Here is a 15625-nt window from a genome sequence, read left to right on the forward strand (position 1 = left end):
AGACCGACCCCCCCATTAAAACGAGGAAGTTGAATGCGCTGCCCGTTCTGCGGAAATGACGACACCCAGGTCAAGGACTCACGGCCTACCGATGATAACTCGGCGATCCGGAGACGGCGCTATTGTCCTGCCTGTGAAAGCCGCTTCACCACTTTCGAACGGGTCCAGTTGCGCGACCTGACTGTCGTCAAGAAAGACGGGGCGCGTTCACCTTTCGACCGGGAAAAGCTGGGTCGCTCGCTCAAGATCGCCCTCAGAAAGCGCCCTGTCGATGAAGACAAGATAGAGCGTATTATCAACGGGATACAGCGCCGTCTTGAGAGCATGGGTGAAAATGAAATCCCCTCAAAAATGATCGGTGAGCTGGTCATGGATGTTCTCCAGGAACTCGATACGGTCGCCTATGTCCGGTTTGCATCAGTCTATCGGAACTTCCGTGAGGGCAAGGACTTCGAAGACTTCGTGGGAACGCTGAGTGGCGAAGAGTGAGCAGCCCGGTTCTGATACCGACCGCGACTATATGCGGGCGGCACTTGCACTCGCAGCGCGGGGGCTTGGAAATGTTGCTCCCAACCCGGCAGTCGGCTGTCTTATCGTCAAGCAGGGACGCGTTGTAGGGCGGGGTATCACCCAGCCCGGCGGACGCCCGCATGCTGAGACTGTCGCCCTTGAGCAGGCTGGTTCTGATGCCCGCCAGGCAACCGTTTATGTAACGCTGGAACCCTGCAGCCACCACGGACAGACGCCGCCCTGTGCCGATGCGCTGATTGCAGCAGGTGTCAGCCATGTCGTCATCGCTCTGGAAGACCCCGACCCGAGAGTCGCGGGGCGGGGAATAAGGCGATTAGCGGATGCCGGAATCAGGATTCAGACCGGCATCTGCCGGGATGCTGCAATTCGGCTGAATGCCGGTTATCTGAGCGTCAGAAACAACCACCGTCCTCTGGTTACCCTGAAAATCGCCATGACCCTTGATGGCCGGATTGCAACATCAACCGGTCGCAGCCAATGGATCACAGGCGCGCAGGCCCGCCGTTACGGACATCTGATGCGGGCACAGCATGACGCCATTGCTGTCGGCATCGGGACCGCCAACGCAGATAACCCGTCACTGACCTGCCGCCTTCCGGGGCTTGAGCATCGTTCTCCCCTGCGGGTTGTCTTCGACAGCCAGTTAAATCTCCATCCCGCCTCTGAACTGGCCGACACATCTCTTGGCCGGACCGTCCTCCTGACCACAGAGAGCCCCGATTCTGACCGCGGGCAGGCCCTTGTCGCACGGGGCGTGGAAATTATCCCCGTCAAGGCCGGTTCTGGTGGTCAGCCCGATATCCAGGCTGCACTTCATACTCTCGCTGACCGGGGCGTAACCCGGTTGCTGGTCGAAGGCGGAGCAGGACTGGCAACCGCATTCCTTCAGTCCGGTTGCGTTGACGAACTTGCGGTCTTTTCGGCACCGCTGGCCTTTGGCAGTGACGGACTGGCGGCAATCGGACAGCTTGGACTTGACGATCCGGCCTCAGCAACACGATTTACACGATCAGGATCGCTTCTGCTCGGGCCGGACCGGCTCGATCTCTATCACCGTTAGGAGTGCCATGTTTACCGGCATTATTACTGATATCGGCTGTATCGCCGACGTCATCAAACGCGAGGGGGAAGACCTCCGTTTTCATATTCAGACCAGCTATGATGTTGCCAGCATCGACCTTGGTGCATCGATTGCCTGTTCTGGCTGCTGCCTGACCGCCGTTGATTTCGGTTCAGACTGGTTTGCCGTCGATGTCTCCGGGGAGACCCTGTCGAAGACCACTCTCGGCAACTGGAAGATCGGTCAGCGGATCAATCTGGAGCGATCTCTGAAAGTTGGCGACGAACTCGGCGGCCATATTGTCTCCGGCCATGTCGACGGGGTTGCGACCATTGCCGACATTCAGTCGGAAGACGGCTCTCACCGCTTTACGTTTGACGCCCCCCGGACACTCGCCCGTTTCGTTGCACAGAAAGGCTCAGTCGCACTGGATGGCGCATCACTGACAGTGAATGATGTCAGCGACACGAAATTCGGTGTAAATATCATTCCGCATACAGCGGTCATGACAACCTTCGGTGACCGAAAGACCGGTGACCGGGTTAACATGGAAATTGATGTCCTCGCGCGATATGTTGCGCGCCTTTCCGAAATGGAGACCTGACGTGCAGTACCGGCGCTACCTTTCCTCGCCTGAGGAAATCATCGAAGATTTCCGCAATGGCCGCATGTGCATCATCGTCGATGATGAAGAGCGCGAAAACGAGGGCGATCTGGTCATTCCGGCCCAGATGGCAACTCCGGATGCCATCAATTTCATGGCCAAGCATGGGCGCGGACTGATTTGTCTGGCGCTGACGCCCCAGCGTGTCGAACAGCTTGCCCTGCCGCTGATGTCAGCAGACAACGCCAGTCGTCATCAGACGGCCTTTACCGTATCGATCGAAGCGCGGGAAGGGGTAACCACCGGCATTTCGGCCTCTGATCGTGCGCATACCATTGCCGTGGCTATCGATCCGTCAAAGCAGCGTGCTGACCTGGCAACGCCCGGGCATGTCTTTCCGCTGATGGCCCGCGAAGGTGGCGTCCTGATGCGTGCCGGCCATACAGAGGCTGCGGTCGATCTGGCCCGGCTTGCCGGCCTGAACCCCAGTGGCGTGATTTGTGAAATCATGAATGACGACGGCACCATGGCACGCATGCCGGATCTCGTTGGTGTTGCACAGCACCATAACCTGAAGATCGGGGCCATTGCGGATCTCATCGCCTACCGGCGCAAGAATGATTCACTGGTCAAGCGGTCACTGGAAACCAGCATCAACACGACCTATGCCGGCGACTTCAAACTGTATGTCTATGTCAACACCGTCTCCTATGCGGAGCATCTGGCGCTGGTGAAAGGCGACATTGAGCCGTCAGACGAGCCACTTCTGGTCCGGATGCATGCGCTCAGCGTGCTGGATGATGTTCTTGGTGACACGACGGCGGGCAAGAACGGCGAACTTCATTCCGCCATGAAAGCCATCGACAAGGCGGGAAGGGGCGTTGTGGTCATAATCCGCGAAAGTCAGCCGACCAGTCTGACGGACCGGATCAAGGCGCGGATCGGCAGCGCGTCAGGCAATAGCCGGCCCGCAGCCAGTAACGAGTTGCGTGATTATGGTGTTGGTGCGCAGATTCTGCTGGATCTGGGTGTCCGTGACATGACCCTGCTGTCAAATACGGAGCGGACGATTATCGGGCTGGAAGGCTACGGACTTCAGGTTCGTGACCGGATGCCTATCGGAAAACAGGAATAGAGCATGTCGAACGGATCAAAGGTTCTTATCGTCGAAGCCCGGTTTTATTCGGATATCGCTGATGAAATGGCCGCCGGGGCAATCGAGGCCCTGACCGCCGACGGATTCGCCTATGACCGGATTTCGGTCCCCGGCGCGTTTGAAATACCAGCCGCCATCCGTTATGCCATCGCGGCGCAACAGATGGGCACCGCCGATTTCCGCTATGCCGGTTTCATCGCCCTTGGCTGCGTCATCCGGGGCGAGACGTCGCATTACGATTATGTCTGTGGTGAGTCAGCACGCGCGCTGATGGACCTGACGACACAATATTCGATCGCGCTTGGCTATGGCATCCTGACCTGCGAGAACGGGGATCAGGCGTGGGCCCGGGCTGACCGCAAACGCAAGAACAAGGGCGCAGATGTCGCCAATGCCTGTCTGGCAATGATCAAACTCAAACGGGACTTCAGACTCTGACCATGGAAAAAAAGAAACGTCCGAAACCGAATACCGCCCGCAGTGCCGGTCGTCTGGCCGCTGTGCAGGGGCTTTATCGGATCGAACTGTCGGACGCCCGGGTCGACGATGTCATCCGTGAAACCATGACACCGGAAGCGGAAACCGAAGATGGCGGTCCGATTACAGAATCCGACCGCGAACTGATGGCCCGTATCCTCCGGGGCGTGATTGCCAATCAGACAGAAATTGACGAGATGCTCGGGCAGGCGCTGAAAGGCGACATGGTACCGGCCCGGCTTGAGACGCTGCTCCGCGTCCTGCTGAGGGCAGGCGTTCAGGAACTGGCCTTTGATACGTCTGCGCCGGCGCGGGTGGTCATTGACGAATATCTGAATGTCGCACACGCCTTTTTCGATCTGTCCGAGGCCAAACTGGTCAATGGCGTGCTCGACCGGCTGGCCCATGTTCATCGTTCGGCAGAACTCGGCAACCCTGCCGCCGGCTTTGGGAAAAATGGCTGACCGTGACGGTGAATTTGACCTGATCGCCGATCTGTTCGCCCCGCTTTCCGGCGAAGGGGCTCTGAACCTGACAGATGATGCTGCCGTACTGACCCCCACGCCGGGCAGGCAGATGGTAATTGCCAAGGATGCGATGGTTGAGGGCGTTCATTATCTGCCCGGAACGTCACCTGACCTGATCGCCCGCAAGCTGATGAGAACCAATCTTTCTGATCTCGCCGCAATGGGGGCTGAACCGGTTGGCTACCTCCTCGCCATGTTCCGGGACAGCCAGATGAGCCCGGACTGGCTGAAAGGCTTTGCCGCGGGTCTGAAACAGGATCAGATCAATTTCAGCCTTTCCCTCCTCGGCGGCGATTCCGTCTCGACACCCGGCCCAGGAGCTTTCTCGCTGACAATCCTCGGCGAAACCGAACCGGGCACAGCCATTCTTCGCAGCGGCGCCCGCGCCGGTGATCTGGTCTATGTTACCGGCACAATCGGAGATGCCGGTCTCGGTTTGCAGATTCTTCAGGACAAGCTTGCCGTACCATCCCCGGACAACCGGTCTTTTCTGGTCTCCCGGCATCAGCTTCCGGAACCAAGACTTGCAGCGGGTCGCGCACTCCGGGGGATTGCCACAGCCGCGATCGATGTTTCAGACGGGCTGATCTCTGATATAGGACATATTGCGGAAGCTTCCGGACTGGCAGGGGAAATCGACATATCCCGCCTGCCGCGCTCCGCAGCAGCAGATGCAACAGGAACAGAACCGCTGGCGCTCGCCACTTCCGGAGATGATTACGAGCTGGTTTTCTGTGTGCCAGCAGACAAAACACCGGAAATCGAACGTCTGGCGACCCTCCACAACCTGCAAATCACCTGTATCGGAAAAATGGCTCCGGGTCGCGGCATTCAGGTTTTTGACGAGACCGGATCAAAGATCGATTGTGACAACACCGGCTGGCGGCACTATTAAGACCTCCTGTCATTTATCGGAGACGTCGCGTGAAGCTTGTCATTATCATCGTCGTCGCATTGATTGTTCTGGGGGGCGGCGCCGTCGGCGCTCTCTACTTCCTTGAAATCGGCCCCTTTGCGCCTCCGCCACAGGTTGATGGTCAGCCTGCACCGGAGCCGCAACAGAAACTCGTCGATCTCAACAATACATCCTTCATGGATATGGACACGCTGGTGGTTCCGGTCATCGGGCAGGGACGGACCAAAAGCTATTACCTGGATATCCGGATCGAACTTGCCACCGCAGACCGAACCAGGGCTGCCCAGCAGAAGGTCCGTCTTCATGATGCCTATCTCCGCGACATGTATGTCTTCCTGCCTCAGCATATGAAGAAAAACAAAACGGTTCACCTGCCAACCGTGAAGGCAAGGCTGTTCCAGCTTGCCCAGCAAGTACTCGGAAAAGATCATGTCAACGACGTGCTGATACAGGCTGCTTACGAACGATGACCGACATTCCCATGGGCCGTGAGCTGAAGCTCAATATCGGCTTTCTCACGCTATGCCAGGCACTGGCAAACAGTGCCAATGTCATTCTGGTGACCACTTCGGCACTGGTCGGCTATATGCTGTCGCCCGACAAGTCTCTTGCAACCCTGCCAATGGCTTTCCAGCTCGCCCTGACCGCGGCCTCAACCGTACCGGCCTCGATGATCATGAAGGCCATCGGACGACGGGCCGGTTTCCTGATCGGTGCACTCTGCGGCATGTCCGGAGGACTGCTCGGAGCCTGGGCCATTCTGGAACATCATTTCATTCTGTTTATCGGCGCGACATCGCTGATGGGCATCGCAAACGGCTTCGCCATGTATTACCGGTTCGCCGCCGCCGACATGGCCCCGGCCAGTGCAAAGGCCAAAGCCATCTCCTGGGTAGTTGCCGGCGGAATCATAGCCGCCATCATCGGTCCGGAGATTGCGAAACGAACGCATGACCTGTTCACCGATGCCGAATTTGCCGGTACCTATCTGGCCCTCGGCTGTCTTCCTGTTCTGTCCATCCTGATCCTGATGATTGCGCGGATCGCCGAACCGGTTGAGAACAAGGCGGCAGGCGGTGGCAGATCTTTTGCCGAGCTGTTTCGTCAGCCCGCCTTTCCTGTGGCCCTGTTCGGCGGCATGGTGGGTTATGGCGTCATGAGCTTCATCATGACAGCGACTCCGCTGGCCATGCAGCAACGCGGGTATGATTTCTCCAATACTGCGTTCGTCATCCAGTGGCATGTCCTTGGCATGTTCGGCCCCAGTCTGTTCACCGGACATATCATCCGTCGAGTCGGCGTTTTACCGGTCATGCTGGCCGGTGCGGCACTCGAAATCACCTGTGTTGCGGTGAATATAAGTGGCACGGAAGTCTGGCAGTTCTGGACTGCCTTGTTCTGTCTGGGGCTCGGATGGAATTTTCTATATGTCGGCAGCAGCACCCTGCTGACCGAATGCTATCGCCCGGAAGAACGGGCACGGGTTCAGGCGCTGAACGAGTTCACAACCTTCGGAACCGTTGCTATATCCTCATTCTCAGCCGGCGCGGTGAACCATCTTTTCGGCTGGAACGTGATCAATCTGGCAACACTGCCATTACTGGCACTCGTCACAATCGCAATCATCCTGCTCATACTGCATCGCCGGACTTCAGTACAAACTACCGGTTAACCTGCCGGCAAATAACAGCCCCCCGTTGAGACAGGTTGCACGCAGTCAGGGTTTCTGGCATTTTTTCGCCGCTTTTCAATGCCGAATTCCATGAAAAGTCGCCTTATGGCGCCTGGGGAGGGTTCGGCGCAACAATCAACTGCCGTAAAACGGCTATAAAATAATCGAGGAAATCAGAATGTCCGAAACCCTGTGGCTAGTCATCGCCTGTGGCGTGATTGCCGTCTTGTATGGCCTAATTACGGCTCGGCAAATCATCTCGCTCAGTGCGGGAAATGAGCGGATGCAGACAATTGCTGCCGCTATCCAGGAAGGCGCTGCCGCCTACCTGAACAAGCAGTACACAGCGATTGCCGCCGTCGGCGTCGTTGTTGCAATCATCCTGTTCGTGACACTTGGCTGGACCAGTGCGGTCGGCTTCCTGATCGGCGCAATCCTCTCCGGCATCGCCGGTTATGCTGGAATGCTGGTCTCGGTGCGCGCCAACGTCCGGACCACCGAAGCCTCCCGCAAGGGACTGGCTGAAGGTCTCAGCGTTTCCTTCCGCTCCGGTGCAGTTACAGGCATGCTGGTTGCCGGTCTCGCGCTACTGGCCATCGCCATCTATTACGGCATTCTCAGCACTAATTTCTCGATCCTGCCGGGCGAAAACAAGGAAGTCATCAACGGCCTTGTGGGCCTTGCATTCGGTGCATCCCTGATCTCGATCTTCGCCCGTCTCGGCGGCGGTATCTTCACCAAGGGTGCGGATGTCGGTGCCGATCTTGTCGGTAAGGTTGAAGCCGGCATTCCGGAAGATGACCCTCGCAACCCGGCTGTTATCGCTGATAACGTCGGTGACAACGTGGGTGACTGCGCCGGCATGGCCGCTGACCTGTTTGAAACCTATGTCGTGACCCTTGGTGCCACCATGGTGCTGGTCCTGATCTATGGTATCAGCGGCGTCGAAATCGGCCAGTTCATGCTCTATCCGATGGCTATCGGCGGCGTCTGCCTGCTGGCCTCGATTGCGGCAACCTACTTCGTTCGTCTCGGCGCAAGCCAGAACGTCATGGGCGCCCTCTACAAGGGCTTCTTCGGCTCGGCTGTCATCTCTGCTGTCCTGCTTTACCCGATTACATCCTATGTCATCGGCATGGACACACAGATTGTCGTTCAGAAATGGACCTTCACCGGTGGCTCGCTGTTCATCTGTGGCATTGTCGGACTGGTCCTGACCGGTCTGATTATCTGGGTCACTGAATACTACACCTCTACCAACTTCCGTCCGGTCCGCTCGGTTGCCAAGGCATCCGAAACCGGTCACGGCACCAACGTCATTCAGGGTCTGGCCGTTTCCATGGAAGCGACCGCTATTCCGGCCCTGCTGATCTGTGCCGCCATCATCATTACCTACCAGCTTGCCGGTCTTATCGGCATTGCCATCTCGGTGAGCACGATGCTGGCACTGGCCGGAATGGTTGTTGCACTCGACGCCTATGGTCCGGTCACGGACAATGCCGGCGGTATTGCCGAAATGGCAGAACTGGACGAAAGCGTCCGCAAGACCACTGACGCTCTTGATGCGGTTGGTAACACCACGAAAGCTGTCACCAAGGGCTATGCAATCGGTTCTGCCGGTCTCGGTGCCCTGGTGCTGTTTGCTGCCTACACGGCTGATCTTGAGCGTTACTTCGGTGGCGTCACGGTCAACTTCTCGCTGTCCAACCCCTATGTGGTTGTCGGCCTGCTGCTGGGCGGTCTGTTGCCGTACCTGTTCGGTGCCATGGGCATGACCGCTGTTGGTCGGGCCGGTGCTGCGGTGGTGGTTGAAGTTCGCCGCCAGTTCAAGGAAATCCCCGGCATCATGGAAGGCACCGGCAAACCGGAATACGGTCGTTGTGTCGGTATGCTGACCACCCATGCGATCAAGGAAATGATCATTCCCTCGATGCTGCCGGTGCTCAGCCCGATCGTGCTCTATTTCGTCATTCTGGGCGTTGCAGACCAGGGTGCTGCGTTCTCCGCAGTTGGTGCCATGCTGCTTGGTGTGATCGTGACCGGCCTGTTTGTCGCGATCTCCATGACCGCCGGTGGCGGTGCCTGGGATAATGCCAAGAAGTACATCGAAGACGGCAATCACGGCGGCAAGGGCTCCGAAGCCCATAAAGCTGCGGTTACGGGCGATACAGTTGGCGATCCGTACAAGGATACCGCTGGTCCGGCCGTGAACCCGATGATCAAGATCACCAACATCGTTGCGATCCTGCTGCTGGCGGCTCTCGCCTGATAGCATTCACAACGGTCTGACTAAAAAACCCCGGCTTTCACGAGCCGGGGTTTTTCTTTTGTTTTTTTTCTGAAAGCAAAGAACCGGGAGGACGTCAGAATATCCCGGTCAGGCCGGAATTATTTTTTCCCGGCGCCACCAAACTTGCCGAGGTTGCCGAATATCTGACCGAGGAAGGTAATTTCATTACCCGCCGTCGGCGTGATACGCCCCACCGGATCCACCTGATATCCATCTGCCAGCGTCTTGGTTTCCATTGATTCAACAACGCCACGGTCATCGAATCGGATCATGATCACCTTGCGCTCCTTGATATCCGGCTTGAACCAGGCTTCCCGTTCGGTGCGCTGGCTGACGTAATACCATTCCTTCGAGTCAAAGGAGGAGGTGAGGGTGGGGGCACCAATAATCTCGGCGACATCCTGACGATTGCTCTCGCCCGTCTTGATTTCGGCCAGATTTTCAGCGTCCGGATTGTTACCGCGATTGGCCACGCGAGGGGTGCATGCGGTGACAGCAAGGCCGAGTCCGATCATGAGAACATATCGGGTCATCAACGGTTGCTTGAATTTACGGGGCATTACGTCCATTTCCTGCAGTGTTGCCGGTCAGTGTTACTGGCAATAACCTATGTACATTATAAGCAGAATCCATGGCCCCGTCATCTCAAACGCTGTCGACATGCTGAAACGATTGTTCTCACCGAAGCCTTACACGAAGGAATCGCGGGTGCTCTATGCGGCTATTGTCGCCCGGTCCCGTGAACCATACTTCTATGCAGAGCTTGGTGTTCCCGACACTGTCGACGGCCGGTTCGACATGATTGTCCTGCATGCATGGCTGGTTTTCCGCCGCCTGCGGGAATTGGATCAGTTTGAATTGTCGCAGGCTTTGTTCGACGAAATGTTCGCAGATATGGACGACAACCTGCGCCGTATCGGCATTGGCGACATGTCGGTCGGCAAGAATGTGAAACGCATGGCAGAGGCCCTGTACGGGCGCATGAACGCCTATGACGAAGCGATTCTGGAAGGTGACAAGGCTCTGATAGAGGTTTTGCGCCGTAACGCCTACGGCACAGTGGAACAGCCAAACGGGGCGGGGCTGGCGGCCATGGCCGGATATGTCCGGCGCCAGATTGCGACCACCAGCCACACCCCCACAGCAGATCTCGTCCGGGGTGAAATCGGGTTCACCGGGATGCATGAGCCGGGAGCCGCCGGATGAATGCTGCGACAACAAACGAAATTTCCCTGGACCTGACAGGCGAACTCAATGCCGCCACCATCGGGCCAAAGCAGACAAATCTGCTGATAACAGCCGCACAGACGGAATGTGCTGCTGCCGCTGAGGATCTCGGCATTGTCTCCGTTCAGTCACTTGCTGCCACCGGGACAATTACCCGGCGCAAGGATATGGTCAGGCTGTCTCTTAAGATCGCTGCGGACATCACCCAGACCTGCGTTGTCACGCTGGAGCCAATCGAAAGCAGGGTCGTCTGCGAACTGAAACGGGTTTTCACCACGCGCCCGCCGGTCGACAGTACAGAAGTTGATATTGATCCGCTGTCTGATGACCCTCCCGACCCTCTGGAAGGCGGGCTTGTACCGTTCCGTGACGCGATAATTGAACAGATATTGCTTGAGATTGACCCTTATCCGCGTAAGGAAGGTCTGTCCTATGTCGAAATTGTCGAAGACGAAGATGACGGGACCGGGAAAACAGATGAGAAAGTTTCGCCTTTCGCCGCACTGGCTGCGCTGAAAGACAAGCTGAACTGATAAATACCAACCTGACAGCATGGCCTCCGCGTAAAGCCGCTTGATGCGGCGGGTCATATTGTCTAAACAGTCGGGCCGCGCACAAGGCGACCGAAAAAGAGATAGAAAAATGGCCGTTCCAAAGAAGAAAACATCGAAATCCAAGCGCAACATGCGCCGGGCACATGACAGCATCACTGCGTCAGCCTACGTGGAGAACCCGGATTCCGGCGAACTTCACCGCCCGCATCATATTGACCTGAAGACCGGTTTCTACCGTGGCCGTCAGGTTATTGAAGTCAAAGAGAAGCTCTGATCCGCGCTAAATTGCGCGACGACAGACGTATCTCGTATCGTGTAGCATCGGGTCGCGGTAATTATTTTATCGCGGCTCAATTGTCTGTACCTGAATGACGCGAGCTTAACGAGGATATCGCAGTTTGGCAGATCCTTTGACATTGTCTCTGGACGCAATGGGCGGAGATCACGCACCGGATATGGTGGTTGAGGGTGTTGCTTTCGCCTGCAAACGATTTCCAAATGTCCGTTTCCTGCTATTCGGTGACGAGGCACAGCTGAAGCCGCTGGTCGACAAGTACGACGTCGGATCTGTCAGCACGATTATCCATACACCAGACCGGATTGCGTCCACCGACAAGCCGTCACAGGCACTGCGCGGCGGCCGGAATTCCAGCATGAGGCTGGCGATCAATGCGGTGCGTGACGGCGAAGCCGCGGGTGTTGTCTCAGCCGGCAATACCGGCGCGCTGATGGCCATGGCGAAATTCGTCCTGAAGACGCTGCCCGGTATCGACCGCCCGGCAATTGCATCCTTCCTGCCGACCGAGCGCGGAGAAACGCTGGTTCTGGATCTCGGTGCAAATGTCGAATGTTCAGCCAACAATCTCGTGCAGTTTGCGGTCATGGGAAATGCCTTTACCCGCATCGTCAGCGGCATTGAGCGTCCGACTGTCGGACTGCTGAATGTCGGCGAGGAAGAGCTCAAGGGTAATGACGAAGTACGGGATGCTGCGGCAATTCTGAAAAACGGCAGTCTGCCGGTTAATTTCTATGGCTTTGTTGAAGGCACCGATGTGCTGAAAGGCACCGTCGATGTTGTCGTCACCGACGGCTTTACCGGCAACGTGACCCTGAAGACAATTCAGGGAACGGCAAAGCTGATCAGCCAGTTCCTCAAGCAGTCCTTCGCCAGTTCGTTCTCAGCCAAGATCGGTTATCTGTTTGCCCGTCCGGCACTGGAACAGCTGAAGAAGCGAATGGACCCCCGGCGCTATAATGGTGCCATGTTCCTCGGCCTGAACGGTATCGCGATAAAAAGCCACGGCAGCACGGATGCACTCGGCTTTGCCAGTGCCATTGGTGTAGCCGTCAATCTGGTCAACGAAGGCTTCAACGACCGGGTAAAAGAAGAATTCGCGCTGCTCGATACGGGAGAGGGCAAAGACTGATGTCGCTGGTTTCGCGGATTGTAGGCACTGGAAGCTATCTTCCGGCACGGGTCGTCTCAAACAAGGAGATATCGACCTGGGTGGATACGACCGATGAATGGATTCGCGAGCGAAGCGGTATTTGCCAGCGCCACTTTGCTGCCGAAAACGAATTCACCAGTGACCTCGCCGAACAGGCCAGCCTGCGCGCGCTGGAAGCTGCCGGTATAAGCGGCGCTGATCTTGACCTGATCGTCCTGGCGACCGCAACGCCAGACAATACTTTCCCGGCGACTGCGACCAAGCTGCAGGCGCGCCTGGGGATGAACGGCGGATTTGCCTTTGATGTTCAGGCTGTCTGTTCCGGCTTTCTCTATGCACTTTCTGTTGCCGATTCGATGGTCAAAACCGGGCAGGCGCGAAACGCCCTCGTTATCGGGGCTGAAACTTTCTCCCGCATTCTCGACTGGGAAGACCGTGGCACCTGTGTCCTGTTTGGCGATGGTGCGGGTGCTGTTGTCCTGTCGGCAGGCGAGGGGGGGGCGGACAATCCCGGAATCATTTCAACAACATTGCGGTCCGATGGCCGGCACCATGACCTGCTGTATGTGGATGGTGGCCCGTCGACCAATCAGAAAACCGGCCTGCTGAGAATGCTCGGCAAGGAAGTTTTCAAGCATGCTGTCACAAATCTGGCTGAAATCGCCCAGGACGCCATTGCCCGGGCCAATATGACGGAAGCCGATATCGACTGGATTGTGCCGCATCAGGCCAATAAGCGGATCATTGATGCCACCGCCAGAAAGCTTGGTGTCGACCCGGCCAAGGTTATCCTGTCCGTTGACCGCCATGCCAACACCTCTGCCGCCTCGGTGCCACTCGCACTGGATGAAGCCGTGCGGGCCGGAAAGATCAGGGCCGGGCATAATGTATTGCTCGAAGCCATGGGGGGCGGGCTGACATGGGGCGCAGCCATCGTCAGAATGTAAGATAAACGGGTAGCTGATTGATATTCAAAGCGGTTGACGGTTATACGCCTCACCGCTACCGTTCCTCCGATAGAATTAACCAATGTCAAAGAATCACATACGCACAACCGGGGAGAGGGAGACGAACCGGTATTGTCTGCGTCACAAGGGGGATCAGTAATGGGCGCTACGGTGACTCGAGCCCAACTGACAGAAGCCGTCTATCAGGAAGTCGGTCTGTCACGAAATGAATCATCTGAACTTATAGAAACCGTTCTGGAAGAAATTACCCGCTCACTGGAAGACGGGGATTCAGTCAAAATATCATCTTTCGGGAGCTTTTCTGTCCGCCAGAAAGGCGAACGTATCGGGCGTAACCCGAAAACCGGTGACGAAGTGCCCATTTTGCCGCGTCGCGTTCTGGTTTTCCGCCCGTCTCAGGTTCTGAAAGCCCGAATCAACGGTGAACTGTTACCGGAAGACGACCTTTGACCGATTCTGACTCCTCCGGGCCGGATACTTCCAGGGGGAAGTCTGATCTGGCTTTCCGGACAATAAGTGAGGTTGCTGCCGAACTTGATCTGCCACAGCATGTGCTGCGGTTCTGGGAAACCAAGTTCACACAGGTCCGGCCGATGAAGCGTGCCGGCGGACGCCGTTACTACCGTCCGGAAGACATGCTGTTGCTGAGTAAAATCCGCAAGCTGCTGTATGACGATGGCTATACGATCAAAGGCGTTCAGAAGCTCCTGAAAGACCCGTCGGCCCGCCTGACAGCAGACGACAAGTCGGAAGCTTCATCAGCTGCGGAGCAGGCCCCGGCGGCGGCAAAACAGGATCTTTCCGGTCTTCGCGAGATCATTGATGAATTAACCGATATCCGCCGCATGCTGAAAGCTGTCGATAAGGTGGATTGACGGATTGCCTAGTTGCAATCGCATCACTATAGTCCGCCCCCGTCGGAGCGTAGCGCAGCCTGGTAGCGCACCATACTGGGGGTGTGGGGGTCGTGGGTTCGAATCCCGCCGCTCCGACCATTTTATTCCCACCCCGTCTGCAGCATCTCATCGTGCCCCCATTGCGGGCCGGAGGGAAGATGACTGAAACCGACCCACCTCGTCAGAACCGTTTTTTCGTCTGCGTTAACCGGCGGTTCGCTGACCAGAAACCATCCTGCGCCCAGCGTGGATCGCTTGAGCTGATTGCGCAGCTACAACAGCTCGTCGATCAGCGAAATATTGATGTCCGGCTGGAGCCGAAAGTCTGCCTCAACCTGTGTCAGGAAGGGCCGGCAATGCGAGTCATTCCCGGTGGCGACATCTTTCGGATGGTAACGCCTGATAATCTCCCGGTCATTGCCGACAGGCTTGAAGCCGCCTTCGGCCTGAAGACAGAACAGGGGCCCGACCTCACCATGTTTTACCCCGGCGGATAAGCACCGCCTCAGATCGCGTCGACCCGCTCCAGAAGCAAGGCCAGTTCATCCGCCGCAAATGCGGTTTCGAAGGGCTGTGCATGAATGGTGATCGCCGGGGTTTCACCGAACGTCTTTTCGATGAGCAGCTGAACAACCTGCCGGTCATCGCGCCAGACAATACCGTTCAGGGCGTCAAGACAGGCTTTTGCAACATTATCAGCATCATAGCTGCGGGCCAGACCAGCCCCTTCAATCCAGATTTTCACCGAATAATCGAGGAATGAAGGATGCATATCCCGAAGCTGAAGGCGGGCAAGCCGGGCCATATGCTTTTTCAGGGTACCGCCGCGCGTGGTGACCGTACCAAACCGGATGACAATCTGATCCTGAAAACGGGCAACCTTGCAGGACGCAGAACCCTTCCAGCCATGGGCTTCAATCATCAGACGACAGTCCCGAACTGTTTATCAGTATGAAATAGCATTTGTAGTTTCACGTTTATAATCGCCCTGAATATCATTTCGTTTTCGTAACGACTTTTCTTCCCTTGTCAGTCAGGCGGCATATCAGCCAATCCGGCTTGATCGGATTGGCGAACCAGGGTTCAGCCCATCCGGCCTTGATGCAGGACCGGACAGTACGCTCACTGACTCGTTGCCCCTCCGCATCGAACAGCGGCAACTTGCCGCCAGCCTGCGACAGTCCGCGCTGCAACCAGACAATCTGGGCCGCTGTTGGCCTGCTCATCGGTCACCCCCATGAACCACGATGAAAACCCGGAAATTATGTTACGCTTTCCAGATCAATCCGTGAATAGCTG

At 56.9% G+C, this 15625-nt stretch carries 21 protein-coding genes and 1 tRNA gene; 19 read left to right on the forward strand and 3 right to left on the reverse strand.

From position 1 onward, the window contains the following. Window positions 1–33: 33 nt before the first annotated feature. From nrdR to GH722_16545, 10 genes are all read left to right on the forward strand, one after another. Complete coding sequence (gene nrdR, locus GH722_16500) at window positions 34–489, forward strand: transcriptional repressor NrdR (protein MRG73372.1); 456 nt, start codon at window positions 34–36, stop codon at window positions 487–489. 31 nt (window positions 490–520) lie between these two features. After that, a complete protein-coding gene (gene ribD / locus GH722_16505) occupies window positions 521–1591 on the forward strand; it encodes a bifunctional diaminohydroxyphosphoribosylaminopyrimidine deaminase/5-amino-6-(5-phosphoribosylamino)uracil reductase RibD (GenBank protein ID MRG73373.1) in 1071 nt (356 codons plus the stop codon). A 7-nt stretch (window positions 1592–1598) separates the two neighbouring features. Then, the gene (locus GH722_16510) at window positions 1599–2195 is read left to right on the forward strand and encodes a riboflavin synthase (GenBank protein ID MRG73374.1); all 597 of its coding nucleotides are present in this window, start codon (window positions 1599–1601) and stop codon (window positions 2193–2195) included. After that, window positions 2164–3330, forward strand: coding sequence for a 3,4-dihydroxy-2-butanone-4-phosphate synthase (ribB, locus tag GH722_16515; protein MRG73375.1), 1167 nt, complete (start codon window positions 2164–2166; stop codon window positions 3328–3330). Before GH722_16510 ends, ribB begins: the two co-directional genes overlap by 32 nt. 3 nt (window positions 3331–3333) lie before the next feature. Beyond that, a complete protein-coding gene (locus GH722_16520; GenBank protein ID MRG73376.1) occupies window positions 3334–3789 on the forward strand; it encodes a 6,7-dimethyl-8-ribityllumazine synthase in 456 nt (151 codons plus the stop codon). Between the two features lie 2 nt (window positions 3790–3791). Further along, window positions 3792–4292: a transcription antitermination factor NusB gene (nusB, locus tag GH722_16525; protein ID MRG73377.1), complete on the forward strand. Its 501-nt coding sequence runs from the start codon at window positions 3792–3794 to the stop codon at window positions 4290–4292. After that, entirely contained in the window at window positions 4285–5250 is a 966-nt protein-coding gene (gene thiL / locus GH722_16530; protein MRG73378.1) for a thiamine-phosphate kinase, read from the forward strand. The genes nusB and thiL overlap by 8 nt, the downstream gene beginning before the upstream one ends. Before the next feature lie 29 nt (window positions 5251–5279). Then, window positions 5280–5741: a hypothetical protein gene (locus GH722_16535; GenBank protein MRG73379.1), complete on the forward strand. Its 462-nt coding sequence runs from the start codon at window positions 5280–5282 to the stop codon at window positions 5739–5741. Beyond that, window positions 5738–6943, forward strand: a complete 1206-nt coding sequence (locus GH722_16540; protein MRG73380.1) for an MFS transporter — start codon at window positions 5738–5740, stop codon at window positions 6941–6943. The genes GH722_16535 and GH722_16540 overlap by 4 nt, the downstream gene beginning before the upstream one ends. Before the next feature lie 178 nt (window positions 6944–7121). Beyond that, window positions 7122–9212 carry a sodium-translocating pyrophosphatase gene (locus tag GH722_16545; GenBank protein ID MRG73381.1) on the forward strand — a complete coding sequence of 697 codons (2091 nt, stop codon included), beginning with the start codon at window positions 7122–7124 and terminating at the stop codon, window positions 9210–9212. 119 nt (window positions 9213–9331) lie between these two features. Here GH722_16545 and bamE read toward each other — a convergent pair whose 3' ends face one another. Further along, window positions 9332–9802: an outer membrane protein assembly factor BamE gene (gene bamE, locus GH722_16550; protein MRG73382.1), complete on the reverse strand. Its 471-nt coding sequence runs from the start codon at window positions 9800–9802 to the stop codon at window positions 9332–9334. A 91-nt stretch (window positions 9803–9893) separates the two neighbouring features. Here bamE and GH722_16555 point away from each other — a divergent pair, with 91 nt between their 5' ends. From GH722_16555 to GH722_16595, 9 genes are all read left to right on the forward strand, one after another. Then, the gene (locus tag GH722_16555) at window positions 9894–10439 is read left to right on the forward strand and encodes a hypothetical protein (protein MRG73383.1); all 546 of its coding nucleotides are present in this window, start codon (window positions 9894–9896) and stop codon (window positions 10437–10439) included. Continuing rightward, window positions 10436–10993, forward strand: coding sequence for a hypothetical protein (locus GH722_16560; GenBank protein MRG73384.1), 558 nt, complete (start codon window positions 10436–10438; stop codon window positions 10991–10993). Before GH722_16555 ends, GH722_16560 begins: the two co-directional genes overlap by 4 nt. Window positions 10994–11102: 109 nt before the next feature. Next, window positions 11103–11288, forward strand: a complete 186-nt coding sequence (locus GH722_16565; protein MRG73385.1) for a 50S ribosomal protein L32 — start codon at window positions 11103–11105, stop codon at window positions 11286–11288. Window positions 11289–11412: 124 nt separating this feature from the next. Beyond that, window positions 11413–12441, forward strand: coding sequence for a phosphate acyltransferase PlsX (gene plsX, locus GH722_16570; GenBank protein MRG73386.1), 1029 nt, complete (start codon window positions 11413–11415; stop codon window positions 12439–12441). Further along, a complete protein-coding gene (gene fabH / locus GH722_16575) occupies window positions 12441–13409 on the forward strand; it encodes a beta-ketoacyl-ACP synthase III (protein ID MRG73387.1) in 969 nt (322 codons plus the stop codon). Before plsX ends, fabH begins: the two co-directional genes overlap by 1 nt. 159 nt (window positions 13410–13568) lie before the next feature. Continuing rightward, entirely contained in the window at window positions 13569–13880 is a 312-nt protein-coding gene (locus tag GH722_16580; protein MRG73388.1) for an integration host factor subunit alpha, read from the forward strand. Further along, window positions 13877–14305 carry a MerR family transcriptional regulator gene (locus GH722_16585; GenBank protein MRG73389.1) on the forward strand — a complete coding sequence of 143 codons (429 nt, stop codon included), beginning with the start codon at window positions 13877–13879 and terminating at the stop codon, window positions 14303–14305. Before GH722_16580 ends, GH722_16585 begins: the two co-directional genes overlap by 4 nt. Window positions 14306–14348: 43 nt before the next feature. Then, window positions 14349–14425: transfer RNA gene (locus GH722_16590), tRNA-Pro, on the forward strand. Window positions 14426–14484: 59 nt separating this feature from the next. After that, on the forward strand, window positions 14485–14823 hold the full coding sequence (locus tag GH722_16595) for a hypothetical protein (GenBank protein MRG73390.1): 339 nt from the start codon (window positions 14485–14487) through the stop codon (window positions 14821–14823). 8 nt (window positions 14824–14831) lie between these two features. On the opposite strand, the gene GH722_16600 is transcribed toward GH722_16595, so the two are convergent. Together GH722_16600 and GH722_16605 are read right to left on the reverse strand one after the other, a co-directional pair. Next, a complete protein-coding gene (locus GH722_16600; protein ID MRG73391.1) occupies window positions 14832–15248 on the reverse strand; it encodes a RusA family crossover junction endodeoxyribonuclease in 417 nt (138 codons plus the stop codon). A 73-nt stretch (window positions 15249–15321) separates the two neighbouring features. Then, the gene (locus GH722_16605; protein MRG73392.1) at window positions 15322–15552 is read right to left on the reverse strand and encodes a hypothetical protein; all 231 of its coding nucleotides are present in this window, start codon (window positions 15550–15552) and stop codon (window positions 15322–15324) included. Window positions 15553–15625: the final 73 nt, after the last annotated feature.

The sequence above is a fragment of the Alphaproteobacteria bacterium HT1-32 genome, from assembly GCA_009649675.1.
GTDB lineage: Bacteria > Pseudomonadota > Alphaproteobacteria > Rhodospirillales > HT1-32 > HT1-32.